25 protein-coding genes are annotated in these 25,527 nt (G+C 69.4%); 6 read left to right on the forward strand and 19 right to left on the reverse strand.

Features of this window, described 5'->3' with window-relative positions; translation table 11 throughout:
• The gene (locus ACEN9H_RS06370; protein WP_413674148.1) at positions 1-963 is read left to right on the forward strand and encodes a hypothetical protein; all 963 of its coding nucleotides are present in this window, start codon (positions 1-3) and stop codon (positions 961-963) included.
• Positions 964-969: 6 nt separating this feature from the next.
• On the opposite strand, the gene ACEN9H_RS06375 is transcribed toward ACEN9H_RS06370, so the two are convergent.
• The 5 genes from ACEN9H_RS06375 to ACEN9H_RS06395 form a co-directional block, all read right to left on the reverse strand.
• Positions 970-1,455, reverse strand: coding sequence for a DUF421 domain-containing protein (locus ACEN9H_RS06375; RefSeq protein WP_056132116.1), 486 nt, complete (start codon positions 1,453-1,455; stop codon positions 970-972).
• A gap of 84 nt (positions 1,456-1,539) precedes the next feature.
• The gene (arsH, locus tag ACEN9H_RS06380) at positions 1,540-2,247 is read right to left on the reverse strand and encodes an arsenical resistance protein ArsH (RefSeq protein WP_056132118.1); all 708 of its coding nucleotides are present in this window, start codon (positions 2,245-2,247) and stop codon (positions 1,540-1,542) included.
• Between the two features lie 7 nt (positions 2,248-2,254).
• A complete protein-coding gene (locus ACEN9H_RS06385; RefSeq protein ID WP_413675560.1) occupies positions 2,255-3,535 on the reverse strand; it encodes an arsenic transporter in 1,281 nt (426 codons plus the stop codon).
• The gene (locus ACEN9H_RS06390; protein WP_413674149.1) at positions 3,535-4,023 is read right to left on the reverse strand and encodes an arsenate reductase ArsC; all 489 of its coding nucleotides are present in this window, start codon (positions 4,021-4,023) and stop codon (positions 3,535-3,537) included. The genes ACEN9H_RS06385 and ACEN9H_RS06390 overlap by 1 nt, the downstream gene beginning before the upstream one ends.
• 11 nt (positions 4,024-4,034) lie before the next feature.
• Positions 4,035-4,349 carry an ArsR/SmtB family transcription factor gene (locus ACEN9H_RS06395; protein ID WP_056132125.1) on the reverse strand — a complete coding sequence of 105 codons (315 nt, stop codon included), beginning with the start codon at positions 4,347-4,349 and terminating at the stop codon, positions 4,035-4,037.
• 112 nt (positions 4,350-4,461) lie between these two features.
• Here ACEN9H_RS06395 and ACEN9H_RS06400 point away from each other — a divergent pair, with 112 nt between their 5' ends.
• The 3 genes from ACEN9H_RS06400 to ACEN9H_RS06410 are packed head-to-tail and all read left to right on the forward strand — an operon-like array spanning position 4,462 to position 7,420.
• Positions 4,462-5,868: an FAD-dependent oxidoreductase gene (locus ACEN9H_RS06400; protein WP_413674150.1), complete on the forward strand. Its 1,407-nt coding sequence runs from the start codon at positions 4,462-4,464 to the stop codon at positions 5,866-5,868.
• Positions 5,869-5,879: 11 nt separating this feature from the next.
• On the forward strand, positions 5,880-7,067 hold the full coding sequence (locus tag ACEN9H_RS06405) for an MFS transporter (RefSeq protein WP_413674151.1): 1,188 nt from the start codon (positions 5,880-5,882) through the stop codon (positions 7,065-7,067).
• A gap of 35 nt (positions 7,068-7,102) precedes the next feature.
• Positions 7,103-7,420, forward strand: a complete 318-nt coding sequence (locus tag ACEN9H_RS06410; protein WP_371772235.1) for an ArsR/SmtB family transcription factor — start codon at positions 7,103-7,105, stop codon at positions 7,418-7,420.
• Here ACEN9H_RS06410 and ACEN9H_RS06415 read toward each other — a convergent pair.
• The 5 genes from ACEN9H_RS06415 to ACEN9H_RS06435 form a co-directional block, all read right to left on the reverse strand.
• The gene (locus ACEN9H_RS06415) at positions 7,417-7,932 is read right to left on the reverse strand and encodes an arsinothricin resistance N-acetyltransferase ArsN1 family B (protein ID WP_413674152.1); all 516 of its coding nucleotides are present in this window, start codon (positions 7,930-7,932) and stop codon (positions 7,417-7,419) included. The two genes, ACEN9H_RS06410 and ACEN9H_RS06415, sit on opposite strands and share 4 nt — an antisense overlap.
• A complete protein-coding gene (locus ACEN9H_RS06420; protein ID WP_056132546.1) occupies positions 7,929-8,120 on the reverse strand; it encodes an oxidoreductase-like domain-containing protein in 192 nt (63 codons plus the stop codon). Before ACEN9H_RS06420 ends, ACEN9H_RS06415 begins: the two co-directional genes overlap by 4 nt.
• 43 nt (positions 8,121-8,163) lie before the next feature.
• Positions 8,164-8,607 carry a hypothetical protein gene (locus ACEN9H_RS06425; protein ID WP_413674153.1) on the reverse strand — a complete coding sequence of 148 codons (444 nt, stop codon included), beginning with the start codon at positions 8,605-8,607 and terminating at the stop codon, positions 8,164-8,166.
• A gap of 88 nt (positions 8,608-8,695) precedes the next feature.
• The gene (locus ACEN9H_RS06430; protein ID WP_413674154.1) at positions 8,696-9,373 is read right to left on the reverse strand and encodes a response regulator; all 678 of its coding nucleotides are present in this window, start codon (positions 9,371-9,373) and stop codon (positions 8,696-8,698) included.
• Positions 9,370-10,866 carry an ATP-binding protein gene (locus ACEN9H_RS06435; protein WP_413674155.1) on the reverse strand — a complete coding sequence of 499 codons (1,497 nt, stop codon included), beginning with the start codon at positions 10,864-10,866 and terminating at the stop codon, positions 9,370-9,372. Before ACEN9H_RS06435 ends, ACEN9H_RS06430 begins: the two co-directional genes overlap by 4 nt.
• 228 nt (positions 10,867-11,094) lie before the next feature.
• On the opposite strand from ACEN9H_RS06435, the gene ACEN9H_RS06440 reads away from it, so the two are divergent.
• Complete coding sequence (locus ACEN9H_RS06440; protein ID WP_156404001.1) at positions 11,095-12,534, forward strand: methyl-accepting chemotaxis protein; 1,440 nt, start codon at positions 11,095-11,097, stop codon at positions 12,532-12,534.
• A gap of 963 nt (positions 12,535-13,497) precedes the next feature.
• Here ACEN9H_RS06440 and ACEN9H_RS06445 read toward each other — a convergent pair.
• The 4 genes from ACEN9H_RS06445 to ACEN9H_RS06460 form a co-directional block, all read right to left on the reverse strand.
• Positions 13,498-14,910, reverse strand: a complete 1,413-nt coding sequence (locus ACEN9H_RS06445; protein ID WP_413674156.1) for an OmpP1/FadL family transporter — start codon at positions 14,908-14,910, stop codon at positions 13,498-13,500.
• Between the two features lie 123 nt (positions 14,911-15,033).
• Entirely contained in the window at positions 15,034-16,230 is a 1,197-nt protein-coding gene (locus ACEN9H_RS06450; RefSeq protein ID WP_413674157.1) for an SGNH/GDSL hydrolase family protein, read from the reverse strand.
• A gap of 70 nt (positions 16,231-16,300) precedes the next feature.
• Positions 16,301-17,536: a chemotaxis protein CheW gene (locus ACEN9H_RS06455; RefSeq protein ID WP_413674158.1), complete on the reverse strand. Its 1,236-nt coding sequence runs from the start codon at positions 17,534-17,536 to the stop codon at positions 16,301-16,303.
• Between the two features lies 1 nt (position 17,537).
• Complete coding sequence (locus ACEN9H_RS06460) at positions 17,538-19,253, reverse strand: PAS domain S-box protein (protein ID WP_413674159.1); 1,716 nt, start codon at positions 19,251-19,253, stop codon at positions 17,538-17,540.
• Between the two features lie 214 nt (positions 19,254-19,467).
• Between ACEN9H_RS06460 and ACEN9H_RS06465 the strand changes: the two genes are divergently transcribed.
• A complete protein-coding gene (locus tag ACEN9H_RS06465; RefSeq protein ID WP_413674160.1) occupies positions 19,468-20,898 on the forward strand; it encodes a carboxylesterase/lipase family protein in 1,431 nt (476 codons plus the stop codon).
• Here the strand turns inward: ACEN9H_RS06465 and ACEN9H_RS06470 are convergent.
• From ACEN9H_RS06470 to ACEN9H_RS06490, 5 genes are read right to left on the reverse strand one after another with little or no spacing between them, the layout of a single operon-like run.
• Positions 20,892-22,229 (reverse strand): sulfite reductase subunit alpha, encoded by a 1,338-nt coding sequence (locus ACEN9H_RS06470; RefSeq protein ID WP_413674161.1) that lies wholly within the window; start codon positions 22,227-22,229, stop codon positions 20,892-20,894. The two genes, ACEN9H_RS06465 and ACEN9H_RS06470, sit on opposite strands and share 7 nt — an antisense overlap.
• Entirely contained in the window at positions 22,226-23,227 is a 1,002-nt protein-coding gene (locus ACEN9H_RS06475) for an FAD:protein FMN transferase (protein WP_413674162.1), read from the reverse strand. The genes ACEN9H_RS06470 and ACEN9H_RS06475 overlap by 4 nt, the downstream gene beginning before the upstream one ends.
• 2 nt (positions 23,228-23,229) lie before the next feature.
• Positions 23,230-24,042, reverse strand: a complete 813-nt coding sequence (locus ACEN9H_RS06480; RefSeq protein ID WP_413674163.1) for a DUF4198 domain-containing protein — start codon at positions 24,040-24,042, stop codon at positions 23,230-23,232.
• 10 nt (positions 24,043-24,052) lie between these two features.
• Positions 24,053-24,565 carry a DUF2271 domain-containing protein gene (locus tag ACEN9H_RS06485; protein ID WP_056132177.1) on the reverse strand — a complete coding sequence of 171 codons (513 nt, stop codon included), beginning with the start codon at positions 24,563-24,565 and terminating at the stop codon, positions 24,053-24,055.
• A 25-nt stretch (positions 24,566-24,590) separates the two neighbouring features.
• Positions 24,591-25,250, reverse strand: a complete 660-nt coding sequence (locus ACEN9H_RS06490) for a PepSY-associated TM helix domain-containing protein (RefSeq protein WP_413674164.1) — start codon at positions 25,248-25,250, stop codon at positions 24,591-24,593.
• Positions 25,251-25,527: the final 277 nt, after the last annotated feature.

Genomic DNA, 25,527 nt, shown 5'->3' on the forward strand with positions numbered 1-25,527 from the left:
ATGCGCCATCTTTACAGTATCTTTACGCTTCTCACTATATCTTCCGTCGTCCAGGCGCAGGATGCGTCCCTGCTGGCCGGTGCGATGCGCGCCGACACGGATGCCGGCAATACGTCGTTCGCAGTCAACGTCGGCTATACGCAGCACCTCCACAAATACTTCTCCGTAAGCGCCGATTACCTGAACGAGGGCCATCCGAAGCTCCACCACCGCGACGGGCTCGGCGCCCAGCTGTGGGCGCATACGGCGGTCCCGCAACGGGGCTGGTCGTTCGGCGCCGGCTTCGGTCCCTACTATTACTTCGACACGACGACGGGCAATGGCTCCCTGGGCGATTACCGGAACGAACACGGCTGGGGCCAGCTGATGAGCGTGAACGCGATCTACCACCTGCATTCGCGCGCCTACGTCGAGGCGCGCCTGTCGCACACGCACGGCATCACGTCGCACGACAGCTCGATGCTGATGGTCGGCATGGGCTACGAACTGGGCAGCGTGCCGCGCTCGATCCGGCTGGAAAATGCCGACCGCGGCGACAACCTCGTCATGCTGCTCGCGGGGCGCTCGATCGTGAACAGTTTCAAGTCGGAGACGTCGACGTCGACGGGCCTGGAGTATCGGCGCACGTTCACGCCGAATGTCGAGGGCAGCGTCATCCTGATGAATGAAGGGAAGGTGGACGCGGCCGAGCGCAAGGGCGTCTCGGCCCAGGTGTGGCTGCTGCGCCCGTTCACCGAGCGCACCGTGCTGGAGATGGGTTTCGGCGCCTACGCCATGCGCGACCAGCTCGACCGCACCGATCCCCACGCGGCGCGCGAGAACCACGTGGCGCCGCTCGCATCGATCGGCATGCGCTACCGCATCGACGACCACTGGCGCGGCCAGCTCACCTGGAGCCGCGTCATCACGAATTACGCGCGCGATTCCGACGTGTTCCTGCTCGGCGCCGGCTACGCGTTCTGAGCGCCTTCAGGTGCGCACCGGATCCGTCGCCAACGGCCGCTTCATGATCGTGATGCTGCCGTCGGCCTCGAGGAAGGCGCACTGCATCTCGTGCTGCGCGCAATCGGCCTGGCGCAGGGCCTGCCGGACGTCCGACTCGCCCACGCGGTTGCGGCGCAAGACCTTGTCGAAGAACACGCCGTCGCGGCCGATGAGCAGCGAGTCGCCGTCCAGCAGGGATTCCATGCGGTGGCTGTTGGCCGCGAGCATCCCGAAGCCCGCGTTCAGCACGATCAGCGTGGCCGCGATGATCAGGCCGCCGCTGACGGAATCGTCGCCGCCCGACAAGCCGTTCGACACGGCTTCCGACAACAGCATCACGACGAGCAGGTCGAACGGCGTCAGCTGGCTGATCGTGCGCCGTCCGGACAATCGCACCATGGCGAGCAGGGCGACGTAGACCAGCGCGCCCCGCGCAACAAATTCCCACCAGGGAAGATCCATATCGAACATAGCGGCCTCGCTGGAATGCGGCGGATGCATCCATCGTAATGACGGGGCCGGCGGTTGACTGTTCGCTGGGGAACGCTGCGAACTCTACAGCTTGCCGATCTGCCGGTCGATGGCCTTGCGCGCCCGTTCGCTGCGTTCGCTGTAGCGGTCGGTCAGGTAGTCCGTGCGGCCGCGCAGCAGTAGCGTGAATTTGACGAGTTCTTCCATCACGTCGACGACGCGGTCGTAGTACGCGGACGGGCGCATGCGGCCGGCGTCGTCGAATTCCTTGTACGCCATCGGCACCGACGACTGGTTCGGGATCGTGAACATGCGCATCCAGCGTCCCAGCAGGCGCAGCGTGTTGACCACGTTGAACGATTGCGAACCGCCGCAGACCTGCATCACGGCGAGCGTGCGTCCCTGGCTGGGTCGTACCGCGCCCTGTTCGAGCGGAATCCAGTCGATCTGGTTCTTCATGACGGCCGTGACGGCGCCGTGGCGTTCGGGACTGCACCACACCTGGCCCTCGGACCACAGGCACAGTTCGCGCAGTTCCACGACCTTCGGATGCGTCTCCGGCACGCTGCCGACCATCGGCAATTCCATCGGGTCGAAGATTTTCACCTCCGCGCCGAAGTGTTCGAGGATGCGCGCCGCCTCGTACGTGAGGAAGCGGCTGAACGAGCGCTCGCGCAGCGAGCCGTACAGCATCAGGATGCGGGGCGGATGATCGAGGTCCCCGACGGGTTCCAGCTTGGCGGGCGTCGGCAGGTCGAGGCGTTCGAAGTCGATGTTGGGGAGTTTGTCCATGGTGGTGTCAGGAAAGCCGCAGCGCCAGCGCGGCCAGCGTCACGAGCAGGATCGGCAGGGTCAGCACGACGCCGGTGCGGAAGTACTGGCCCCAGGAAATACGGATGCCCTTGTCCGCCAGCACGTGCAGCCACAACAGCGTGGCGAGGCTGCCGATGGGCGTGATCTTCGGACCGAGGTCGCAGCCGATCACGTTGGCATAGATCATCGCCTCGCGCACGGCGCCGGTGGCGGGAACGGCGTCGATCGCCAGCGCGCCGACCAGCACGGTGGGCATGTTGTTCATCACCGACGACAGCACGGCGGTCGCGAAGCCGGTGCCGAGCGCGGCGCCCCAGGTGCCGTGCGCGGCGCTGCGCGCCAGCAGCGCCGTCAGGCCGTCCGTGAGGCCGGCGTTGCGCAAGCCGTAGACCACCAGGTACATCCCGAGCGAGAACACGACGACCTGCCATGGGGCGCCGCGCAGCACGGCGCGCACGGAAATGACGTGGCCGCGCGCGGCGACGGCCAGCAGCACGAGCGCACCCGTCGCGGCCACGGCGCTGATCGGCACGCCCGCGCGTTCCAGCCAGAAGAAACCGGCCAGCAGCAGCGCCAGCACGTACCAGCCGGCGATGAAGGTCGCGCGGTCGCGGATGGCATCCGTCGGGCGCTTGAGCTGGGCGAGGTCGTAGCGGGCGGGCAGGTCGCGGCCGAAGTACGCGACGAGCGCGGCGAGCGTCGCCAGCACCGCGACGATATCGACCGGCACCATGACGGCCGCGTAGCGCGCGAAGCCGATGCCGAAATAATCCGCCGACACGATGTTGACGAGGTTCGACACGACCAGCGGCAGGCTGGACGTGTCGGCGATGAAGCCGGCCGCCATCACGCACGCGAGCGTGGCGCGCGGCGGAAAGCGCAGCGCGGCCAGCATCGCGATCACGATCGGCGTGAGGATCAGCGCCGCGCCATCGTTCGCGAACAGCGCCGCGACGGCCGCGCCGAGCAGCACCAGCAGCACGAACAGGCGCCGGCCGTGGCCCCCGCCCCAGCGCGCCACGTGCAGCGCGGCCCATTCGAAGAACCCGGCGCGGTCGAGCAGCAGGCTGATGACGATGATGGCCACGAAGGCGCCGGTGGCGTTCCAGACGATGTGCCAGACGACCGGGATGTCGTCCACGCGGATCACGCCCGCGAGCAGGGCGACGGCGGCGCCGCCGGCGGCGCTCCAGCCGATGCCGAGTCCGCGCGGCTGCCAGATGACGAGGGCCAGCGTGGCGAGGAAGATGAGCAGCGCCGGCAGCATCACGGCGTCGATCCGCCCAGCTTGCCGATAGGGTCGAGCGCAGCCTTGAAGGCCGCGCGGTCGCCGGCCAGGCGCTCGGGCGGCAGCGCCAGGAATGCCTCGATGCGGGCGCGCAGGATCGCGTACGCCCGCTCGAACGCGGCATCGATCTCGGCCTCCGTGCCGGTCACGTGGCTCGGATCCTCCACGCCCCAGTGCGTGCGCAGTACCGGGCCGAGGTAGGCCGGGCAGGTTTCGCCGGCGGCGCTGTCGCACACGGTGACGACGATGTCCGGCGTGACGGGCAAGCCGTCCCACGATTTGCTGTAGTAGCCGTCGGTCGGGATGCCCTTGGCGGCCAGCAGGGCGAGCGCGCGGGCGTTCAGCCGGCCGGTCGGGTGGCTGCCGGCGCTGAGGGCGCGCCAGCCGGCGGGGGCCAGGTGGTTGAAGACGGCTTCGCTGATCAGGGAGCGGCAGGAGTTGCCGGTGCAGAGGAAGAGTATGTTCATGGTGATAAGAGTCAGCAGCAGGAGGTGTCGCGCGAGCAGGGCGTGCCGCCGCAGCAGTTTTCGGTGAGGAAGCCGACAAGGGCGTTCATCGCGTCGAAGCGGGCGGCATAGATGACGAAGCGGCCCTCCTGGCGCGGGACAACGAGGCCGGCGTGGGTCAGCTCCTTCAGGTGGAACGACAGCGACGAGGGCGGGACGCCCAGCGCTTCCGCGATCCTGCTGGCGGCAAGTCCGTCCGGCCCGGCCTGCACGAGGAGCCGGAAGGTCGCCAGCCGCGATTCCTGCGCGAGGGCGGCGAGGGCCGCCACCGCTTCCTTGTTGTCCATGGTCGCTCCGCTTTCAATTCGATAATTCGATTATAGTCGAAATGACTTGACATAGTCGAGTGCGGGAATCTATTCTTTATTCGTCGAATAACGAATAAAGGAGAGAACGACGATGGATACGAACGAACGACAATTTACGGTCGCGGTGCTGGGCGCCGGTCCGGTGGGCCTCGCGGCCGCGGCGCACCTGGTCGCGCGCGGCCTGGCGCCCCTGGTGTTCGAGGCGGGCGCGGCGCCGGGCGCGCACCTCGCGACCTATAGGCACGTGCGCCTGTTCTCGCCATGGCAGTACGACGTGGACAAGGCCGCGCGCCAGCAGCTGGCGCGCCATGGGTGGACGGCGCCGGCGCCCGACGCCCTGCCGACCGCCGGCGAACTGCTCGACGACTATCTGGCGCCGCTGGCCGCCACGCCCGAGATCGCGCCGCACCTGTTGTTCGGCCACCGCGTCAGCGCGCTCACGCGCGCCGGCTTCGACAAGGTGAAAACGCAGGGCCGCGAGCGTGCGCCGTTCGTCATCCGCGCCGACACGGCCGCCGGGCCGCGCGCGTACCTGGCCGATGCGGTGATCGATGCGACCGGCACGTGGTCGCACCCGAACCCGTTGGGGGCGGACGGCATTCCCGCGCTCGGCGAAGCGGCGCTGGCCGCACGCATCGATTACGGCATGCCCGACGTGCTGGGGGCCGCCCGCGCGCGGTTCGCGGGGAAGAGGATCCTCGTCGTGGGCGCCGGGCATTCCGCGGCCGGCACGCTGCTCGCGCTGGCCCGGCTGGCGCAGGACGACCCGGCGACGCGCATCGTGTGGGCGACGCGCGGCCGCCGCCTCGACCGGGTGTTCGGCGGCGGGGCCGCGGATGGTTTGGCGGCGCGCGGCGAGCTGGGGCTGCGCCTCAAGGCCCTGCGCGACGCGGGCGGCCTGGTATTGCGCCAGGACTTCCGCATCCAGGCCCTGGACGAGATCGATGGGCGGCTGCGGGTGACGGGTGCGCCGGTGGAGGGTACGGTGCCGGTGATCGACGGCATCGACCGGATCGTCTGCGCGGCGGGCGCCCGGCCCGACCTGGGCCTGGGCCGGGAACTGCGCGTACGCCACGATCCGTGGCTCGAGAGCACGGATGCGCTGGCGCCGCTGATCGACCCCAACGAACACAGTTGCGGCACCGTCCGGCCGCACGGACACCGCGAGCTGGCGCACCCGGAGCCCGGCTATTACGTCGTCGGCGCCAAGAGTTACGGCCGCGCGCCGAACTTCCTGCTGGCGACCGGGTACGAGCAGGTGCGTTCCGTCGTCGCCGCGCTGGCGGGCGACCTGGCGGCCGCCGACGACGTCCAGCTCGACCTGCCGGAAACGGGCGTCTGCAACACGCGGCTGGCCTTCGACGACGCCGCGCCAGGGCCGGCGGACGGGTGCTGCGGCGTGGCCCCGGCGGCGGCGGCGGCCTGCTGCGTGCCGGCAGCGGCCGCGGGCGGTGCGTGCGGTTGCCGTCATCCCGCCCCGACGGGCTGCTGCGCCTGAGCGGAGTCCGCATGCGCCGCCCATCGACGACCGTCGGCATCCTCGCCGTGACCCAGATCGTGTCCTGGGGTTCGCTGTACTACGCCTTCACCATCCTGGCGCCCGGCATCCGGCGCGACCTCGGCCTCGCGCCGGAGGTGGTGTTCGGCGCGTTCTCGTGGGCGCTGCTCGTCGCCGGGCTGGCCGCCGCGCCGGTCGGCATCCTGCTGGACCGTCACGGCGGCCGCGCCATCATGGCCGGCGGCTCGTTCCTGTGTTTCGTGGGGCTGGCCTGGCTCGGCCGCTGCACGGGCGCGGTGTCGTACTACGCCGCCTGGACGCTGGTCGGCCTGGCGATGGCGTTGACGCTGTACGAAGCCGCGTTCGCGACGATCCAGCGGCAACTCGATAGCGGGGCAAGGCAGGCCATGTCGACGCTGACGCTGTTCGGCGGCTTCGCCAGCACGCTGTTCTGGCCGTTGACGGCGTGGCTGCAGGCGGCTCATGGATGGCGCGACACGTACCTGTTGTACGGGATCGTGCAACTCGCCGTGTGCATGCCGCTGCACCTGGGCCTTGGCGCCGGCGCGCCCGCGGTGGCACGCGTCGGTCCGGCGCGCGGACACACGCTGGCGGAAGCCGTGCGGCATCCCGCGTTCTGGACGCTGGCGCTGGCATTCGCGGCGAATACCTGTGTCTTCTCGGCGCTGGCGGTCCACCTGATTCCGCTGTTCGAACGTCTTGGCCAGGCGAGGGGGACTGCGGTGCTGCTGGCCACGCTGATCGGTCCGATGCAGGTGGCGGGACGCGTGGGCGAGATGGCGTTCGCGCGGCACACGGCACCGCAAACGGTCGGCAAGGTGACGTTCGCGCTGCTGCCGGCGGCCCTGGCCGTCATCGCGCTGGGCGGTGCGCAGGCCTGGGCGGTGGCCGCGTTCTGCGTGCTGTATGGCTTGAGCAACGGCATCCTCACGATCCTGCGCGGATCGTTGCCGCAGGCGCTGTTTGGCCGCGACCACTACGGCGCCATCGCGGGGGCCATGGCCGGGCCGGCATTGTTGTCGAAGGCGGCGGGACCGTTGATCGCGGCCGCGCTGCTGGGCCGCGCCGACGGTCCTGCATTGCTGCTGGCCGCGCTGCTGGCCATGTCGCTCGCGTCCCTCGCGTTCTACCTGCGCGCAGTCGCACCGGACAAAACTTTTGACAAGCGTCCCGCCTGACGTCTATCCTGCGTTCGCCCAACCACGAACGCACCATGTCCAAGTCCTGCTGCCCCCCGGCGACCGAGCGCGCCCGTACGACGGAATTCGATGCCGACGACCTCGCGCGCATGTGCAAGGCGCTGTCGCACCCCGCGCGCGTCCAGCTGCTGCGTCACCTGATCGATCACGGCGAGTGCTATTTCGGGAACCTGGCCGACGTGTTGCCGCTGGCGCCGTCGACGATCTCGCAGCACGTCACGATCCTGAAGGAGGCCGGCCTGATCGAAGGTTCGGCGGACGTGCAACGGGTCTGCTATTGCGCCAACCGGGACCGGCTGGAGCAGCTCAAGCAGGCGATCGGGGCGCTTTAACCCTGCCCGTCCCTGGCCAGGTTCAGTTCCCAATAGCCCACGTCGACCCAGCGGCCGAATTTCATGCCGACTTCCGAGAAGTGGGCCACCTTGCGAAAGCCCAGCGCTTCGTGCAGGCCGACGCTGCCGGCGTTCGGCTGGGCGATGCCGCCGATCACCAGGCGCAGTTCGCGCTTGCGCAACTCGTCCAGCAGCGCGCCGTACAGGACCCGCCCCAGCCCCCGGCCGGTGCAATCCTTGTCCAGGTAGACGGTGCTCTCGACGGAATGGCGATAGGCCGGCCGCACGCGCCACTTCGTCGCATACGCATAGCCGGCGAGCGTGCCGTCGACCTCCAGCACGAGCCACGGCAGGCCGGCGGCACCGACGTCGGCGATGCGCTGGGCCATCTCGGCTTCGCCGACCGCGTCTTCCTCGAAACTGACCGTCGTGGTCGTGACGTAGTGGTTGTAGATGGCGCAGATGCGGGCGGCATCAAGCGGTGTGGCGGGGCGGATGCGGGTGGCGGTCATGGTTGCTCTCCGGCGGCTTCCGGATGCCGCGCCTCCCACGCCGCCAGCGCTTCCTTGTAATTGGCAAGCAGCATCTGGTAGACGTCGAAGATGCAGTTCGGGCAGCCGGAGCCGCAGCAATCTTCCAGCGCGGGTTCGATGGGCGGCAGCGGCCGCGGGTCGGGCAGGGGTGTGACGGGATCGGACATGCAGGCCAGCATACCGCAAACGCGCCCCGTGCGTCGAGTAGGCCTACCCGTTCAGCTCATAGCTGCGCAGCACGAATACCGTCTTGCCGTTCCGTTGCGCGCAGACGCCTTTCATGACTTCGCCCCCGCCCAGGTCCCACGTGAGCGCGCTGCCGGCCGGTTTGCCGGCGCAGGCCGCGTGCGCCTCGGCCGGGACCGGCGGCAGCTTCGGTGGCGGCGGCGGTGCGGGGACGGCCGGGACGCCGGGCACGGCCGGGATGGGCGGCAGCGCGGGCGGCACGCCGGCTTCGCCCACGTCCGGGACGGGCGGTGCGGGCGGGGCCGGTGGTGCGGGCGGCGTTGGCGGGACAGGGGGCGCGGGCGGGGCCTTGCACTTGCCGGTGGCGGTCTTGCAGTGGATGCTCACGTGGACGTGCTCGTCCGTCGTCTGCGCCAGCGCGGGCAGCATGACGGCGCCCAGCAGGATGCCGAGGATGGTGGGTTTCATGGTCTTCTCCTTGTCGAGGCCCGCACGACGCGGCGGGCCATGTCGGTATCGTGCATGCCGATTGTGGAGAAAAAATGAAGACCGCCTGTCAAAGATCGAAGCGGTAGCCGAGCCCGTAGATCGAACGGATGGAGTCCACGCCCGGCAGCGCGGCGTCGAGCTTGCGCCTGAGGTTCTTGACGTGGGTGTCGATGGCGCGGTCCGTCACGTCGAGGCTCGCGTTGCCTTCGCGCGCGAGGTCGAGTAGCTGGGCGCGCGAAAAGACTTGGCCGGGGCGGCGCGCCAGCGCGGCCAGGATGCCGTATTCGGTCGGCGTCAGGTCGAGCGGCTTGCCGTGGACGGCGATGCGGCGGGCCAGCGTATCGACGGCGACGACGGGCGCGGGACGCCCCGCGCGGCGCAGGATCGCCTTGATGCGGGCGACGAGTTCGCGCGGGCTGAACGGCTTGCACAGGTAATCGTCGGCGCCTGCCTCGAGGCCCAGCAGGCGGTCGATTTCTTCCACGCGCGCCGTCACCATCACGACGGGCAGGCCGGCCAGCAGCGGGTTCGCATCGGCCCGCAGCGCGCGGCACAAGGACAGCCCGTCGAGCCCCGGCAGCATCAGGTCCAGCACGACCAGCGCGGGCGGATCGCGCCGCAGCGCCTCCAGCGCGGCGGCGCCGTCGCCGCACACGTCGGCCGTGTAGCCGGCCGCGCGCGCGTAGTCGGCCACCAGCGCGGCCAGTTCCGGCTCGTCCTCGACGATGACGATGCGGTCGCTCATGTCGGGTCTCCCGCGCGCGCCAGCGTGATGGTCGCGCGCAGGCCGCCGGTCGGCGCGTGCGCGAAGGCGAGCGTGCCGCCCTGGGCTTCCACGAGGCGCCGGCACAGCGCGAGCCCGAGGCCGGCGCCGCCGTGGGCGCGGCTGCGCGACGCGTCCACGCGATAGAAACGGTCGCCGAGGTGCGCCAGCGCGCCGTCCGGGACGCCGGGCGCGCTGTCGTCCAGGTGCAGCCGGATGCCGCGGCCGTCCGCATGCGCATGCAGGTGGATGCGGCCGCCGGCAGCCGTGTAGCGCAGGCTGTTCTCGAACAGGTTGGCGAGCACCTGGCGCATGCGGTCGGGGTCCGCCATGACTTGTGCCGCTACCGGGCCGGGGCCGAGATCGAGCGCGAGGCCGGCCTGTTTGAAACGTTCTTCGAAGCCGCGCGCCTCGGCGCACGCGAGCGTCCACAGGTCGAGCGCGACCGGTTTGCACTCGAGCGCGCCGCCGTCGGCGCGCGCCAGCGCGTACAGCTCGTCGATCAGTTTATTCAGCGCGAGCACCTGGCGCAGCATGGCATCGAGGGTGTCCGGCGTGGCGCTGCGCACGCCGTCCTGCAGCGCTTCCAGCTGGGCGCGCAGCACGGCCAGCGGCGTGCGCAATTCGTGCGACGTGTCCGCGACCCATTGGCGGCGCGCCTGCTCCGCGCCGGCCAGCCGGGCCGCGAGGGCGTTGAAGTGGCGCGCGAGGTCGCCCAGTTCGTCGCTGCGCTGTGCGGGGAGGCGCAGGTCGAAGTGGCCCTCGGACAGTGCCCGGCTGCCCGCCGCCAGTTGCCGGATCGGGCTGCGGAAGTGGCGCGCCAGCAGCACGGCGGCGAGGGCGCTGAGGCCCACCGCGAGCGCGACGATCTGCCACAGGCTGTCGGTGAGCTGCTGCAGGAACGCATAAGCCAGCGCGTCGCCGGGACGGGCGTCGCGGACGACGGCCAGGTAGCCGACCGTGCGGCCGTTCACCTCCAGCGCGCGCCGGACTGTGGCGGCGTCGGGGCCCGGGCGGCGGCCGGCGAGCCAGGCCCCGTTCGCATCGAGCAGCGTGACGCGGCGCGCCAGCGGTAATGGGCCGGGGTCGGGCAGGTCGGGCACGATGGGAACGTGCGCCACGCGGGGACCGGGCAGCGGCGGCAGCGGCGGGGCCGGCGGCGCGGGTGGCGCAGGCGGGACGGGCGCGGCCGGTGCAACCGGCATGACCGGCGCGACGGAAGGCACCCCATCGTCGCGCAGCCGTTGCAGGCGCGCGAGCTCCGTCGCGATCCAGTCCTGGCGGTCGGTGGCGGGAATGAAACCCCAGCCGTTGCCGGTGCGGTAACGGCGCGCGAGCGTGGTCGACAGCTCGTCCAGGCGGTCCAGTTCGATGCCGGCGGCGTAGGCGCCGAAGCTGGCCACCACGTTCTGGCGCAGCAGGAATACGGCACAGGCGGCCACGGCGAGGATCGCCAGCAGGACCGAGGCAAACAAGCGATGACCGATCGAGAACTTCAAGGCGGAATGTGCAGGAATTGACGAAGAGGCATTTTAGGGCAAATTAGTGTGGTAAATACGACGTGATAGCGCGCGTCTACCCGATTAGGCTGGACAGTATGTTGATTTTGCGCGAATGATGACATGTGTCCAGAATGCAGCTATATTTTCCTCAAATAAAATCGGCCAGCGAGTCAATAGAGCCGACCACCCGGGAGACAAGTTATGTTGAATTGGTTGAAAACGACGCTCATACCGTCCGCGTCGGCGTTCGCGCCGACCGGACGGTCCGGCATGACGGCCCGCGTCCGCAGCCTGGTGCTGAATGCGCGCGACGGCAGCATCCGCACGGCGATCAACGCGGCGCGCCTGCGCAAGGAAGTCGACCAGTCGCTCGACAAGGCGCGCCAGCAGTACACGGCGTCGCGCGAACTGGCGGCGTCGGCGCGCGAGGTGACGGCGCTGTCGGCCAGCGTGAAGGCCGGCACGGACGACATCGCGGGGACAGCGGGCCGTAACCTGGCCGTGGCGCGCGCGTCGATGGACGAGTTGTCGCACCTGGAAGCGCGCATGCGCGCGATCGAGGAAAAGGTGGATGGCTTCGCGCGCACCGTCGGGCAGCTGGACCACCATGCCCGCTCGATCAGCGAGTTCGGCGGCATCATCCAGCGCATCGCCAACCAGACCAACCTCCTGGCCATCAACGCCGCGATCGAAGCGGCGCGCGCGGGCGAAGCCGGCCGCGGTTTCGCCGTCGTCGCGGCCGAGGTGCGGCGCCTGTCGCAGCTGGTCAACGAAGAGACGACCAAGATCGCGGGCGTCAACAGCGAGATGCGCACGCTCGTCGAGTCGACCACCGGCGCCACCCAGGAGATCCTGGAAGGCGTGAACGTGTCGGCCCGCGAGGTCGGCCTCGCCGCCGGCCACTTCAAGACCTTCGTCGCCGATTTCGAGCGCATGACGGGCACCGTCAACGAGATGGCCGTGGCGATGCAGTCGCTGGACAGCATCAGCCAGTCGATCGGCCGCCAGGTCACGGACATGGCGACGAATGCGTCGGAGACGGGTAAATCGATGGCCGACGCGTCGCGCCGCGTCGACGAAGTGCGCGCGACCACCGAGGAAATGCAGGGCGTGCTGGCCGAGTTCCGCACGGGCGGCACGACGTTCGATGGCCTGGTGGAAGCAACGACCCAGCTGCGCGACGCCGTCGGCCGCTGCCTCGCCGGCCACCTGGCGCGCGGCGCGGACATCTTCGACCAGGACTACCGCCCGATCGAAGGTTCGGATCCGCCGCGCTTCACGACGGGCTACGACCGCGCCGTCGAGCGCGACCTGCAGGCGCTGTACGACCGCGTCCTGTCCGACCTGCCCGGGTGCACTTACGCGCTGTCCGTGGACACGCGCGGCTACGCGCCCACGCACAACAGCAAGTTCTCGCAGACGCCGACGGGCCAGCGCGAGCACGATCTCGTCTACTGCCGCAATAAACGCATCTTCGACGACCCGGTGGGCGCGAAGCTGGCCGCCAACCGCAAGCCGTTCCTGTTCCAGACCTATCTGCGCGATACGGGGGAGGTGATCAACGACCTGTCGATGCCGCTCGAGATCGGCGGCCGGCATTGGGGGGCGGTGCGGGTCGGGTTCGATTCGTCGAAACTCTAGAATCCCGTCGTTCCCGCGCAGGCGGAACCCAATTTGCACGCGCTATCGCTGCACATGCAGAACCTGGATCCCCGCCTGCGCGGGGATGACGTTTGGGGTGTGGGTGCGGTGCGGGTCGGGTTCGATTCGTCGAAACTCTGGAATCCCGTCGTTCCCGCGCAGGCGGGAACCCAATTTGCACGCGCTATCGCTGCACATGCAGAACCTGGATCCCCGCCTGCGCGGGGATGACGTTTGGGTGTGGGGTGCGGTGCGGGTCGGGTTCGATTCGTCGACACTCTGGAATCCCGTCGTTCCCGCGCAGGCGGGAACCCAATTTGCACGCGCTATCGCTGCACATGCAGAACCTGGATCCCCGCCTGCGCGGGGATGACGTTTGGGGTGTGGGGTGCGGTGCGGGTCGCGTTCGATTCGTCGAACTCTGGAATCCCGTCGTTCCCGCGCAGGCGGGAACCCAATTTGTACGCGCTATCGCTGCGCACGCAGAACCCGGATCCCCGCCTGCGCGGGGATGACGTTCGGGGTGTGGGGTGCGGTGCGGGTCGGGTTCGATTCGTCGACACTCTGGAATCCCGTCGTTCCCGCGCAGGCGGGAACCCAATTTGCAGGCGCTATCGCTGCGCATGCAGAACCTGGATCCCCGCCTGCGCGGGGATGACGTTCGGGGTGTGGGGTGTGGGGTGCGGTGCGGGTCGGGTTCGATTCGTCGACACTCTGGAATCCCGTCATTCCCGCGCAGGCGGGAACCCAATTTGCACGCGCCATCGCTGCGCACGCAGAACCTGGATCCCCGCCTGCGCGGGGATGACGTTCGGGGTGTGGGGTGTGGGGTGTGGGGTGCGGTGCGGGTCGGGTTCGATTCGTCGACACTCTAAACACGTCGTTCCCGCGCAGGCGGGAACCCATAATAAAGCACCGAAGTCACTCAGCATGGATTCCCGCGTGCGCGGGAATGACGGGTGGTCAGAACTTGTAGTTGTACGCCAGGCCAAGCAACTGCATGCGGGTCTTCCACGTGCCGCGCGTCGTCTCGCCGTTGCCGGTGCAGCCCGTCATCACGGGATTGCAATTGTTCGTGTAGTTGCCGCTCGCGTCGTTGAAGTGCAGCCAGCTGTAGGCCAGGTCCAGCGACGAGGCCGGAGTCAGCTTCCAGTTCGCGCCGAACGACAGTTGCAGGCGGTCGGCGTCCGGCAGGGCCGCGTGGCGCAGCGTGTCGCCGCGGACCGGGGCGTCGTCGTGGGCGATGCCGCCGCGCAGGGTCACGGCGTCGTTCAGCGCATAGTTCGCGCCCAGCGCCACGCGCACGGTGTTCTTCCATTGCTGGCGGATCACGAGGTCGCCTTCGTTGGTGCCGACGAACTGGATGTTGATGTCCTGCATGCGCGAGTTGCGCGTCCACGTCACGTCGGCCATGCCGGCCCATTTCGCATCGAACTGGTGGAAGGCGTTCAGCGACAGCGTCTCCGGCGTGCTGACGTCCACGCGCGCGGCGGAATTCACGTGGTGCGAGGCGCCCTGCAGCACCTTGTTGACCACGGTGTCGCTCGTCACCGTCGAGAAGTCCCACACCGCGCCGCCTTTCAGTTCATGCTTGATCGACGAGCGGTAGGCGATGCCGAAACGGGTATCCGGCGTCGGCGAGTACAGATAGCCCACGTTGAAGCCATAGCCCCAGTCCTTGCCGTCCACGCCCGCGTGCGCGTCGCCCGCGGTCGCGAGTGCGGCCGGGTTGCCGCCCAGGGAAGCGATCTGGCGCACCAGCGCGGCGCCGCTGCCGGCGGCCTGCGCGGCGGCGATCGAGCCCGGCACGTCCACGCCCTGGCGCAGGCTCGCCTTCATGTGTTCGACGGAGATGCCGAAGCCGAAGCTGTGCTGCTCGGAGAGCCTGAAGGCCACCGACGGGTTGATGTTGATGGACTCCAGCTTGATGTTGGTGAGCGAGTAGCGGCCCGACCAGTTGTCGTCGTAATCCAGCTTGGTGCCGTACGGGACGAACACGCCGACGCCGGCGGTCCACTGGCTGTCAATTTTCTGGCTGTAGTACAGCGTCGGCGCGGCCACGACGCTCGGCGCGTAGTCGTCCTGCGATTTCACGCCGCCGGTCGAGGTCTTCGTGAAGCGGGTCGAGCCGGCATCCTGGAACGTCGAATGCGGGACGACGGCGGTGACGCCGCCGACGATCTGGCGGCCTTCCAGGCGCGACAGGCCGGCCGGGTTGGCGAAGATGGTGGATGCATCGGCGGCTTCGGCGCCGTTGGCTTCCGCCGTGCCCTGGGCGGACACGCTCTGGGAGCCGAAGCGGTAGCCGGAAGCGGTCGCGTCGAGCGACGCGCCCAGGGCCAGGGCGACGAGCAGGGTCAGGTGTTTCTGGTTCATCGGTCTCACTCCAAGTATCGATTCGTAGCCCGCCCCCCGGACCGGAAGGGCCGGGGGCGGCGGGAGCCGAAGCATACACTATTTCGTACGACCGTTCTATTTCCGTTGTGTGGAGAACACGGGTCAGGGATGGAGCAGGCGCAGGTCGACCTGCTGCGCCATCACGCGGTAGCCGGCGTCGTTCGGATGCAGGTGGTCGCCGCTGTCGTAGGCGGGATTCAGGCGGGAGGGTTGTTCCGGGTCGCGCAGGGCGGCGTCGAAATCGACGACGGCATCGAATACGCCGGCCGTGCGGATCCACGCGTTCAGCGCCAGGCGGTCGCGCTCCGCGTCTGCCGACCAGAAGTCCTTCGTGCCGGCGAACGGCAGCAGGGTGCCGGCCCAGATTTTCACGCCGCGCGCGCGGGCCCGCCCGGCCAGCTTGCGCATGCCGGCCTCGATCTGCCCGACCGTGACCCGGTCGGCCGGCGCAGCCAGCAGGCGCGCGGCCGTGATGTCGTTGACGCCTTCGTGCAGCAGCACCCAACGCACGCCGGGTTTGTCGAGGGTGTCGCGGTCGAAGCGGGCCAGCACGCTGGGGCCGACGTACGGTGTCGACGCATCGTTCAGGATGCGGTTGCCGGCGATGCCCTCGTTCGCGATGCCGATGGTAGCCAGCGCCGGCTCGGCCTGCAGGCGGGCGGCCAGCGCGTCCGGCCAGCCCGCCTCCTCGGCGCCGACGCCGTCCGCGATCGAGTCGCCGATGACGGCCAGCGTGCGGCCAGTGTCCGGTCCGAGGACCTCCACGTCGCTGAGCAAATAAAGGTTGTCGTCCGTGGCTGCCGAGGGGAAGTCGGCGGCACCGGTGACGTCGCCGGCCGCCTTCAGGTACGTCGGCCGCAGCACGAAGCCGTGGACCGTCGATACGGGCACCGGCGCCGGCAGGTACAGGCTGACCGCGAGCGGCTGCAGCGCGGCCACGGCGAGGTCGACGGGATCCGACAGCGCGCTCGAACCCGCCGCGATCGTGACCGCCGGCCGGCCGCCGAACAGCAGCGGGCGATCGCTGCCTACGGCCACGCGCGCGCCGCCCGCGGACAGTCCCACGTGCGCCGCGCCCACGTTCAGCGGCTGCGTGCCGAACAGGTTCGACAGGCGGATGCGCATGCGGGTGCCTTTCGTGGTCGTGCGCACGACCTGGCGCAGGGTCTGCGCGGGCAGCGCCGGTCCCGCGGAGTCGGGCGCGGACGACCAGCCGGTGCGCCAGCCTTCGTCCGCCGCGGTGGCGGTGGTGGCAAGCAGGGCGGAAAAGAGCAGGGTGGCGAGCGCGCGTCCGGTCATGGTGACTCCAGCGAGAGGGTGGGACAGCGATGCTGGCATCGGCCTCCCGCTGGCGCAACTGACACTTGTGTTAGCAATACGTCGTCAGGTCGACGATGCGGTAGCTCGCCCGTTCGCGGCCATCGTCCGTCATGATGAACGCGCCGGCACCGAGGCGGTACAACTGCCCGCCGCCGGCCGGGATCATCACGTGCACGCGCGCGACCACGCACGCCACGCGGCGCTCGCCCGCGCGCACGACCAGCACCTGGCCTTCCTCGGCCGGCACGTGGTTCGGACGGCGCAGGTCGACGACGGCAATGGCCTGGTCACCCCAGCGCATTGTCGCGCCGGGCGTGTCGACCAGCGGCAGCACGCGTTCCAGCGCGCCGAGCGGCGTGGCGGCGAGGCCGTCCGCGTCGAACACGACGTACGCGGCGTCGTTCGGCTTGCCGGCACGCGCCTGCGCCGGGGCGGCGGCGTGCGCGGACCGCGACAGATCCGCCTCGGGACGGCGTGCGAACAGCGCCGCCACGTCGACCAGCCGGACCTCGGCGCCATCGTCGTCGTAGACCGTCGCGGCCGGAACGAAATCCGCCAGGCGCAGGGTCGCGCGCACGGGCACGCCGAGGGCGAGGCCGTCGTGTTCCAGCACGGCGAGCAGGCCCGCGCCGACGTCCCCGAGGGCGGGATCGACCGCGGCCGGCGGCACGATGGCCAGGTGCCGGCCGCGCCACGTGCACCACGCGCCGTCGCCGATCGCCGCGCGTGACGGCATCGCGATCACTTCGGCGAGCGCGCCGGCCGGCACGCCCAGGCGCAGCGCGCCCGCATCGAGCACGGCATACGTGCGCCTGTCGTGCGGAGCCGGTGGCGGAGGCGACCCGGACGCCATTGCCGCGCCGCCGTGCCACGCGCAGGCCAGCGCGGCGAGCCGGCCGACGTCCAGCACGTTCAGGACACGTCCCGTCTCCGGCGAGCGCGCCACGCTGTGGAACACCTCGTCCGCATCGTCGTCGTGATGCAGCCGCGTCACCGCATCGGATGCCACGTCGACCAGCCCGCCGACGGCCGACACGCGCAGCCCCAGCAGGCGTCCGCCGTCGCGCAGGATCAGGATGCGCCCGTCCTGCCGTTCGCCCGTCTCGACCCAGCGCGCGAGGTCGACGACGGGCACCAGCACGCCGCCGTGTTCCACGACGCCGGCCAGCGCGCCCGCGCGGCGGGGCGGGGCGGCCAATGCGTCCGGCTGCGGCAATGCCTGCACGACGGCGTCCGCCGCGATGCCCACGTCCACGGCGTCGATGCGCACTTCTGCCAGGCGCATGTCAGTGCTCCGTGGCCACGCGTTCCAGCTCGGCCAGCAGCGCGGACGCGTCGCGCGTCGCGTTGGCCTGCGCGCTCGTCGACGCGTGGATGCGGGCAATCGATTCGCTCGTCGCCGCGACCGAGCGCACGATACGGCCAAATGCGTCTTCCACGTCGCCGGCGAGGCGCGTGCCTTCGCCCACGCGGGCGGCCGTCTCGTTGATCAGCTTCGCGATCTCGCGCGCCGCCAGCGCGGATTTCTCGGCCAGCTTGCGCACCTCGTTGGCGACGACGGAAAAGCCGGTGCCGTGCTCCCCCGCGCGCGCCGCCTCGATCGCCGCGTTGAACGCGAGGAGGTGCGTCTGGCTGGCGATGTCGCTGATCGTGTCGATGATCTCGTGCACGTCGTCGGAGGATTTCTGGATCGCGAGAATCGCATCCTTCGAGCGCGCCAGCAGCGTGCTGCCTTCGGCCGCCTGGTCGCGCGTCTGCACCGCCAGGCCGGCCGACTGCTGCGAACCCTGGGCGATGGAGGCGATCGATTGCGACAGGTCGGCCAGCACGGCGGACATCGCCTTGATCTTGGCGCCGAGCTGCTCCTCGCGATGCACCTGCTCCGTCACGTCCATCGCGAACTTGATGACTTTATAGGGCTTGCCGTCGGCGTCGAGGATCGGGTTGTACGTGGCCTGGATCCAGATATCGGCGCCGTGCCTGCCGCGGCGGCGGAAGCGGCCGGACTGGAACTGCCCGCGCGCCAGGTCGGACCAGAAGTTGCGGTACGCGGCGCTCTGGATGAGCGCCTCGTCGCAGAACATGCTGTGATGGCGGCCGACCACTTCGTCCGCGAGATAGCCCATCGTGCGCAGGAAGTTGTCGTTCGCGGCCAGCACGTTGCCGTGCAGGTCGAACTCGATCACGGCCTGCGAGCGGCCGATGGCGTCCAGCTTGCCGCGGCTCTCGGCGGCGAGCGCCTTGCGCGCCGTGATGTCGGTGGCGAACTTGACGATCTTGACCGGCCTTCCGTCCGCGTCGAGGATCGGGTTGTACGCGGCGAGGATCCACACGGTGCGGCCGTCCTTCGTCACGCGCCGGTACTCGCCGCTGTCGGCCTGGCCGCGCCCGAGCCGCTCCCAGAATGCGAGGTACCCGGCCGAGCGCGCGTGCTCCGGCAGGCAGAACATGCGGTGGTGGCGGCCGCGCACCTCGTCGAGCGTATAGCCCGTCACGGCGAGGAAGTTGGCGTTCGCGTGCAGCACATTGCCCTGCAAATCGAATTCGATGACGGCCTGGGTGCGGTCGATCGCGGCCATCTTGCCCTCGAAGTCGATGTTGCGCAGCTTGGCCGCCGTGATGTCGGTGGCGAACTTGACGACCTTCGCGGGCTTGCCGTCCGCATCGAAGATCGGATTGTACGTGGCGTGGATCCACACCGGGCTGCCGTCGCGGGCCACGCGTTTGAACTCGCCCGCGTGGTATTCGCCCGCGGCCAGGTGCTTCCAGAAATCGCGGTACGCCTGCGAACGCACGTACTCCGGTTCGCAGAACATCGCATGCGGCTGCCCGACGACTTCGTGCAGCTCATAGCCGAGCGCGTCGAGGAAGTTCTGGTTGGCGTGCAGGATGCGGCCGTCGAGACCGAATTCGATCACGGCCTGGGCGCGGTTGATGGCATCCAGCGCGGCGTGGGCAAGGTCATCCCGGGAGGTGACCGGGGCAGGGGCGATCATATGCATGGCTTCTCGTGGTGGCGTCATGATGTTCATAATATTTCCGTGTGGAAATCTATTTGGCGATTTAATCATTTTTCTCGTGAGAATGCGAGAGAATTTTGATGATTTCGATTATTTGTTGCTGAGTACTTACGGCACAAGGCGAGGTTTCCATTGACGGGTTGCCATACGGTCATTAGCATCGGAATGCATTCCATACCCACAACAAGGAGACACCATGCCACGTCCGACCCTGCCATCCCTGCTAGTGTTAGCGCTAACTACCATCGCCTCCGCCGCGCATGCCGCCAGCGGTCCCGTCGTGACCACGGACACCGGCAAGGTCCAGGGCGCCGTCGACAAGGGCGTGGCCAGCTGGAAGGGCGTCCCGTTTGCCGCGCCGCCGGTCGGTGAGCTGCGCTGGCGCGCGCCGCAACCGGCGGCTGCCTGGTCCGGCGTGCGCGCGGCGACGGCATACGGCCATGACTGCATGCAGCTGCCTTTCCCCAGCGACGCCGCGCCGCTCGGCACGCCGCCGGCCGAGGATTGCCTGTACGTGAACGTGTGGCGTCCCGCGAAGGCGAAAGCGTCCGCGCAGCTGCCCGTGGTCGTGTGGATCTATGGCGGCGGCTTCGTCAACGGCGGGTCGTCGCCGCCGACGTATTCCGGCGCCGCGCTGGCGAAGCAGGGTGTCGTGCTGGTCAGTTTCAATTACCGGCTGGGGCGCTTCGGCTTTTTCGCGCATCCCCAGTTGACGCAGCATGCAAAGGACGAACCGCTTGGGAATTACGGGTACATGGACCAGCTGGCCGCGCTGCAGTGGGTCAAGCGTAACGTGGCGGCGTTCGGCGGCGATGCGTCCAACGTGACGATCATCGGCGAATCGGCCGGCGGCATGTCCGTCAACGCGTTGCTGACGTCACCGCAGGCGCAGGGCCTGTTCGCGAAGGCGGTCGTGCTGTCCGGCGGCGACGGCAAGTCGGCCGATCCGGGGCTGGCAAGCGTGGAGCAGATCGGCGTGAATTTCGCGACGGCCAAGGGCATCGCGGCGGACGATCCGCAGGCACTCGATAAACTGCGCGCGCTGCCGGCCGAGCAGGTCGTCGACGGCATGAACCTGGCCAACCGCGCGCCGCAGAATCCGGCGACGTACGCGGGGCCGTTCGCGGACGGCAAGGTGGCCGTCGAGACGGGCGCCGCGTTCGCGTCCGGCCGCTTTGCCAAAGTCCCCGTGATGATCGGCGCGACGAGTGCCGACATCGGCGGCAAGACGGGCTTCATGGTCGCGGGCGCGCGCAGCCTCGCCGGCCGCCTCGCCGCCCAGGGCGTGCCCGTGTACGCATACCGCTTCTCGTACGTGGCCGACAGCATCGGCAGGACGGGCGCGCAGCACGCGAGCGACATCCCGTATTTCTTCGACACGGTCGACGTCAAGTACGGCGATGCCGTCACGAAGAAGGACGTGGCGATGGGCCGCGCGATGAGCGCCTACCTCGTGAACTTCGCGAAGAAGGGCGATCCGAACGGCCGCAAGCTGGCCGCGTGGCCGCGCTATGCGGGCGACAGGGACGTGATCATGGATTTCGCCGCGGACGGCAAGCCGGTCGCGCTGCGCGATCCGTGGGGATCGGAGATCGACGCCACGACCGTGGCGGCGGGCGGTCAATAAACGTCCCTGCGGTAGCGGCCGTCGGCCGCAAGCTGTTCCAATCGCGGCGCGCCGAGGATGGCTTGCAAGGCCTCGTGCACGCCGCCGGCCATGCCCTGCAGGCTGCCGCAGACATAGATCGCGGAGCCGCGCTCCACCCACTCGCGCAGCCGGTCGGCCCGGTCGCGCAGCACGTCCTGCACGTAGCGGCGCTCGGCCTGGTCGCGCGAGAATGCGAGGTCGAGGTGCGCCAGTCGGCCGCCGTCTCTCCATGCCTGCAGCTCGTCGCGCAGCAGGAAATCGTGGATCTGGTTGCGCTCGCCGAACAGCAGCCAGTTATCCATCCGGCCCGCGGCGATGCGCGCCTTGAGCAGGCCGCGCAGGCCGGCCAGGCCGCTGCCGTTGCCGATGGCGACCAGGGGCCGCTGCGCATTCGCGCCGAGGCGGAAGCGCTCGTGCGCGCGCAGGCGCAGGCGCACGAGGTCGGCCGCGGCGGCTTGAGCGCACAGCCACCCGGACGCCGCGCCGGCACTTCCATCTTCGCGCCGCTGCAGGCGCACGAGCAGTTCGAGCCGGCCTTCCATCGGCAGCGAGGCGATCGAGTATTCGCGCGGGTGTTCGGGATCCGCCGGCGGGCTGACTTGGGCGAGGTCGCCCGCTTCCCACTCCGGCAGCGCGCCGCCGACGGGTTCGAGCGCGACGCGGTACAACGGTGCGCCTGCGCTGCCGGGATTTTCCAGCGTGCGCGCGACGATGCGCCAGTTGCCGTACGCCGGCGCGTCCCAGTCCGGTGCGTCGTCCGTGCCCGCCAGGCGGCCCACGTGATGCTGCCATTCCGCCAGCGCCCTGGCATCGCCGCGGTCGACGTCGATGCGGTCGAACAGGCGCGTCGCGCCCTGCAGCGCGAGCCAGGCGTCCAGCGCGCGGCCGAAGCCGCAGTAATTCGCGTAGTTCCGGTCGCCCAGCGCGAGCACGGCGTAGTGCAGGTGGGACAGGTCGAGACCGGCCGCCATCAACCGGCCCGCGAACTGCGCCGCCGTGTCGGGCGCATCGCCTTCGCCGTACGTGCTGGCGATGAACAGCACGCGCGTGGCGGATGCGAGGCGGTCGCGGTCGAGCGCGGAGATGCACACGGAGCGTGCGGCCAGGCCGCCCGTCGCCAGCAGCTCCGCGCTGCGTTTCGCGAGCCCTTCCGCGCTGCCCGTCTGGCTGGCGTGGACGACGAGCCAGTCCGCGCCCTTGACGTCCAGGGCGGTACTGTTGCGGTGGGTGCGCCACATGGTGAACGCCAGCCCGAGCCAGCCCAGGGACAGGGCCAGCGCACCCGCGAGGCGCAGCGGTTCCGTCGTCATTGCAGCAGCGCCTTCCACGCCGGCGTCACGATCTCGTCCAGCGTGCCCGCGCGCCGCACGAGGACCCGTGCGGCCAGCGCGCGCGCCTCCGCGAACGCGGCGCCGTCGTCCGGACCGAGCACGGCGAGGACGGTCGACAGCGCGTCGGCTTCCATGCACGTGGGCGCCAGCACGGTCACGGAAGCGACGTCGTTGGCGACGGGCCGGCCCGTGCGCGGGTCCAGCGTGTGCGACACGCGGCGCGCATCGTGTTCGAAATACTGGCGGTAGTCGCCGGACGTCGCAATGGACAAGCCGTGCAGCGCGACGACGGCCTGCGGCGCCGCGCTATCGGGCACGCCTTCGATCTCCACCCACCACGGATGTCCGTCCGGCTTGACGCCCGCGCCGCGCAGTTCGCCGCCCACCTCGACGAGGTAGTGGCGGAGTCCGCGCCGCTCCAGGCATTGCGCGAGGCGGTCGACGGCATGGCCCTTCGCGATGGAGGACAGGTCGAGCCGCAGGCCGCCCGGCTGCAGCAGCCGGCGCCCGTCGCGGTCGAACGACAGGCGCGCCGCGGCGCGTTGCTCCATGACGCGCTCGATGGCGGCGTCGGTCGGCGCGTAGAACCCCGTGTGGTCGTAGCGCCGCGCGGCGCCGAAGCCCCACAGGTCCACGAGGGCGCCCGCGGCCGGATCGTACGCGCCGCCGCTGGCCATGTGCGCCCACAGCGCGTAGTCGATCACGTCGAAGAATTGCGCGGGCAGGTCGGCCCACGTGCCGGCCGGCGCGCGGTTGTAGCGCGACAGCAGCGAGTCGGGTTCCCAGTGGCTCATCTGGGCGACGATCGCATCCAGTTCGGCCTGCAGCGCCGGGCGCGGATCGTCGACGTCGCTGGCGGCGACGCTGGCCGTCCACGTCGTCCCCATGCTCGCGCCGTCGAACGTGTGGATCCGGCTGCCCGGCGGCGGCACGGCCGGGTCGAGGTCGAGGGGAATGAGGACGGCGCGTTCGGTCAAGGTCACTCCGGCAGGATCTCGAACGTGGCCGAGTAGCTGTAGCGCTTCGCCGGGCCGTCCATGCCGCGCGGCGCGTTGGCCGGATACGCGGCGCTCAGCCAGTACATGTTCGGCGCAGGCAGGGTGAAGCTGGCGTCGCCGTTCGCGTCCGTGGTGAGGCGCACTTCGTTCAGCGTGCCGCGGTATTTCACGCCGCCCGGGATCAGGCTGAACGGGAAATTCGCGAGCGGCTTGCCGTCCAGCTGGAAGCGGAACTTCGCTTTCTCGCCGGCGCGCAGTTCGGTCGGATTCGTCAGCGCGACCAGTTCCAGGCCCGAGCCGGTGGGCTTCAGCGCGCCCGCCGTCGGCTTGTTCAGGGTGACGAACGTGTCCTGGCGCTGCACCATCGTCATGCTGCGCACTTCCGTGGCGCCGGCCGGGATTTCATCCTTCACGGTCTGCTCGGTGGCGCGGAAGCGTTTCGTCTCGCCGTTCAGTTTATAGGCGCCCATCACGTTCACGGCGGCCAGGGTGACGCGGTAGGTGCCGTCCTTCGGCAGGCGGATGTCGACGGTGGAGCGGTGCTTGCCCAGCGTCGCGGCCGGCGCCGGGGCCGTGTTGCCGTCCGGGTCGGTGACCGTGAGCCCGTCCAGCTTCTGCGGCATGAAGTCCGTCTCGAACAGGCCTTCCGAGATGGCGGCGTCGATGGTCGCCCACGCTTCGCCGCGGTCGGATTCGATGAGGCTCGTGTTCGGGATCATCCACGGACGGTGCGCCTGCGCGACGCAGGCGATGCCGGCCAGGGCGAGGGCGATGGCGATCTGCTTGATGTGCATGCGGGTCTCCTTACTTGATGCTGAGCGACACGGCGCCCAGTTCTTCCTTGCCGGCGAAGGCGGCGGCCACGTTCGATTTCGGCTCCCAGTGGAACGGCACGCGCACGAGTTCGCGGCCGCCCGCTTCGCGCGCGGCTTCGATCACGAGCTTGTAGTCGCCCGCCGGCAGCTTGTCCAGGCCGGCGCGGGCGGCCGGGAAGGTCAAGGTCTGCACGCCGGCCGTACGGGTGGCGCCGCTCACGCCGTCCATCGGCAGGGTGACGTCGCGGCCCGCTTTTCTCCACCACGTGCGCAGGTCCTTGACCCACTTGGTGCCCGCGTTGTCGCGCTTCTTGACGTCGTACAGCACGGCCAGCGTGTTGGCGACGCTCTGGTCCGCGCGCTCGATCCAGATCGCGACGTAGGGCTTGTGATACTCCGCCACGTTCAGCTGCGGCAGTTCGAACTTGACGGTGAGGTCGGCGGCCATCGCCCAGCTCGAGGCGAGCGGCAGGGTCAGGGCGAGCGAGTGGGACAGTTTCATGTGGGCTTTCGGGTCGGTAGATAAATCAGTGAACGAACAGCAGGGCCAGCACGATCGGCAGCACGATGCCGAGGCCGATCACGGGCCACGTCGACGGCCGGTTGGCCGCGTGGTATTTCAGGATCAGGAAACCGGTGACGCAGAAAACGACGCAGGCGATGGCGAAGATGTCGATGAACCAGCCCCACACGGGACCGGCGTTGCGGCCCTTGTGCATGTCGTTCAGCCACGAGATCCAGCCGCGGTCCGTCGTTTCGTATTCGGCATTGCCGTCCACGCCGATGCGCAGCCAGGCGTCGCCGCCGGGGCGGGGCAGGGCCACGTAGGCATCTTCCTCGCTCCATTCGGCGCGCACGCCGCGCACCTGCACGGGGAACGTCTGCTCGGCCCAGTCGGCCAGCGGGGCCGGCAGCGGGACATTCGCATCCACGTGGCCGGCGGCGAATTCCTCGATCCGGGTGCGCAGCGCCGGGGGCAGGACGGCCTTCTGGCGCGTGACGGCCGGCTTCGCTTCGATCTGGGACGCGTGGTTCAAGGTAAAACCCGTGATGGCGAACAACAGCATGGCCATCAGGCACAGGGCGGAACTGATCCAGTGCCATTGATGCAACTGGCGGAGGAATGTGGCACGGCGCGCGGCGGGCGGCGCGGTGGAGGTGGGGGATGTGGAGCCGGTCGGGAGCATACGCAAATGATAACGATTATCATTTAGGTGGTCAACCGCTGGTTCATGATTGAGTTGACAACGTGGAAAAAAGTAATATCGGAATGAATAAAATGTCGGTGCGGGGTCAGCGGCGGCCGAATCCTTGCGTTACAATGTCGTGCGCCAATGGGCAGGTCGGCTGCATTGATTTGCCTTTAGAGTCCTTCCCCCACAACTTGATATGAAGTAAGTGCGATCCGCTAACCGGTCAGGCCGTGTCGCGGAAGGTTAGATTAACCCGCCCTAAAATCGCGAA

The organism is Massilia cellulosiltytica (genome assembly GCF_047325105.1).
In the GTDB taxonomy this organism is placed as follows: domain Bacteria; phylum Pseudomonadota; class Gammaproteobacteria; order Burkholderiales; family Burkholderiaceae_D; genus Telluria; species Telluria orientalis.

Excerpts from the sequence above, each read along its gene's own strand:
- ACEN9H_RS06410 (WP_371772235.1), top strand. The coding sequence starts at position 7,103 with ATGTCCAAGTCCTGCTGCCCCCCGGCGACCGAGCGCGCCCGTACGACG.
- ACEN9H_RS06460 (WP_413674159.1), bottom strand. The coding sequence starts at position 19,253 with ATGCATATGATCGCCCCTGCCCCGGTCACCTCCCGGGATGACCTTGCC.
- ACEN9H_RS06445 (WP_413674156.1), bottom strand. The coding sequence starts at position 14,910 with ATGAACCAGAAACACCTGACCCTGCTCGTCGCCCTGGCCCTGGGCGCG.
- ACEN9H_RS06425 (WP_413674153.1), bottom strand. The coding sequence starts at position 8,607 with ATGAAACCCACCATCCTCGGCATCCTGCTGGGCGCCGTCATGCTGCCC.
- ACEN9H_RS06370 (WP_413674148.1), top strand. The coding sequence starts at position 1 with ATGCGCCATCTTTACAGTATCTTTACGCTTCTCACTATATCTTCCGTC.
- ACEN9H_RS06405 (WP_413674151.1), top strand. The coding sequence starts at position 5,880 with ATGCGCCGCCCATCGACGACCGTCGGCATCCTCGCCGTGACCCAGATC.
- arsH (WP_056132118.1), bottom strand. The coding sequence starts at position 2,247 with ATGGACAAACTCCCCAACATCGACTTCGAACGCCTCGACCTGCCGACG.
- ACEN9H_RS06415 (WP_413674152.1), bottom strand. The coding sequence starts at position 7,932 with ATGACCGCCACCCGCATCCGCCCCGCCACACCGCTTGATGCCGCCCGC.
- ACEN9H_RS06465 (WP_413674160.1), top strand. The coding sequence starts at position 19,468 with ATGCCACGTCCGACCCTGCCATCCCTGCTAGTGTTAGCGCTAACTACC.
- ACEN9H_RS06490 (WP_413674164.1), bottom strand. The coding sequence starts at position 25,250 with ATGCTCCCGACCGGCTCCACATCCCCCACCTCCACCGCGCCGCCCGCC.
- ACEN9H_RS06440 (WP_156404001.1), top strand. The coding sequence starts at position 11,095 with ATGTTGAATTGGTTGAAAACGACGCTCATACCGTCCGCGTCGGCGTTC.
- ACEN9H_RS06375 (WP_056132116.1), bottom strand. The coding sequence starts at position 1,455 with ATGTTCGATATGGATCTTCCCTGGTGGGAATTTGTTGCGCGGGGCGCG.
- ACEN9H_RS06455 (WP_413674158.1), bottom strand. The coding sequence starts at position 17,536 with ATGCGCCTGGCAGAAGTGCGCATCGACGCCGTGGACGTGGGCATCGCG.
- ACEN9H_RS06395 (WP_056132125.1), bottom strand. The coding sequence starts at position 4,349 with ATGGACAACAAGGAAGCGGTGGCGGCCCTCGCCGCCCTCGCGCAGGAA.
- ACEN9H_RS06430 (WP_413674154.1), bottom strand. The coding sequence starts at position 9,373 with ATGAGCGACCGCATCGTCATCGTCGAGGACGAGCCGGAACTGGCCGCG.
- ACEN9H_RS06385 (WP_413675560.1), bottom strand. The coding sequence starts at position 3,535 with ATGCTGCCGGCGCTGCTCATCTTCCTCGCCACGCTGGCCCTCGTCATC.
- ACEN9H_RS06450 (WP_413674157.1), bottom strand. The coding sequence starts at position 16,230 with ATGACCGGACGCGCGCTCGCCACCCTGCTCTTTTCCGCCCTGCTTGCC.
- ACEN9H_RS06485 (WP_056132177.1), bottom strand. The coding sequence starts at position 24,565 with ATGAAACTGTCCCACTCGCTCGCCCTGACCCTGCCGCTCGCCTCGAGC.
- ACEN9H_RS06390 (WP_413674149.1), bottom strand. The coding sequence starts at position 4,023 with ATGAACATACTCTTCCTCTGCACCGGCAACTCCTGCCGCTCCCTGATC.
- ACEN9H_RS06470 (WP_413674161.1), bottom strand. The coding sequence starts at position 22,229 with ATGACGACGGAACCGCTGCGCCTCGCGGGTGCGCTGGCCCTGTCCCTG.
- ACEN9H_RS06400 (WP_413674150.1), top strand. The coding sequence starts at position 4,462 with ATGGATACGAACGAACGACAATTTACGGTCGCGGTGCTGGGCGCCGGT.
- ACEN9H_RS06420 (WP_056132546.1), bottom strand. The coding sequence starts at position 8,120 with ATGTCCGATCCCGTCACACCCCTGCCCGACCCGCGGCCGCTGCCGCCC.
- ACEN9H_RS06480 (WP_413674163.1), bottom strand. The coding sequence starts at position 24,042 with ATGCACATCAAGCAGATCGCCATCGCCCTCGCCCTGGCCGGCATCGCC.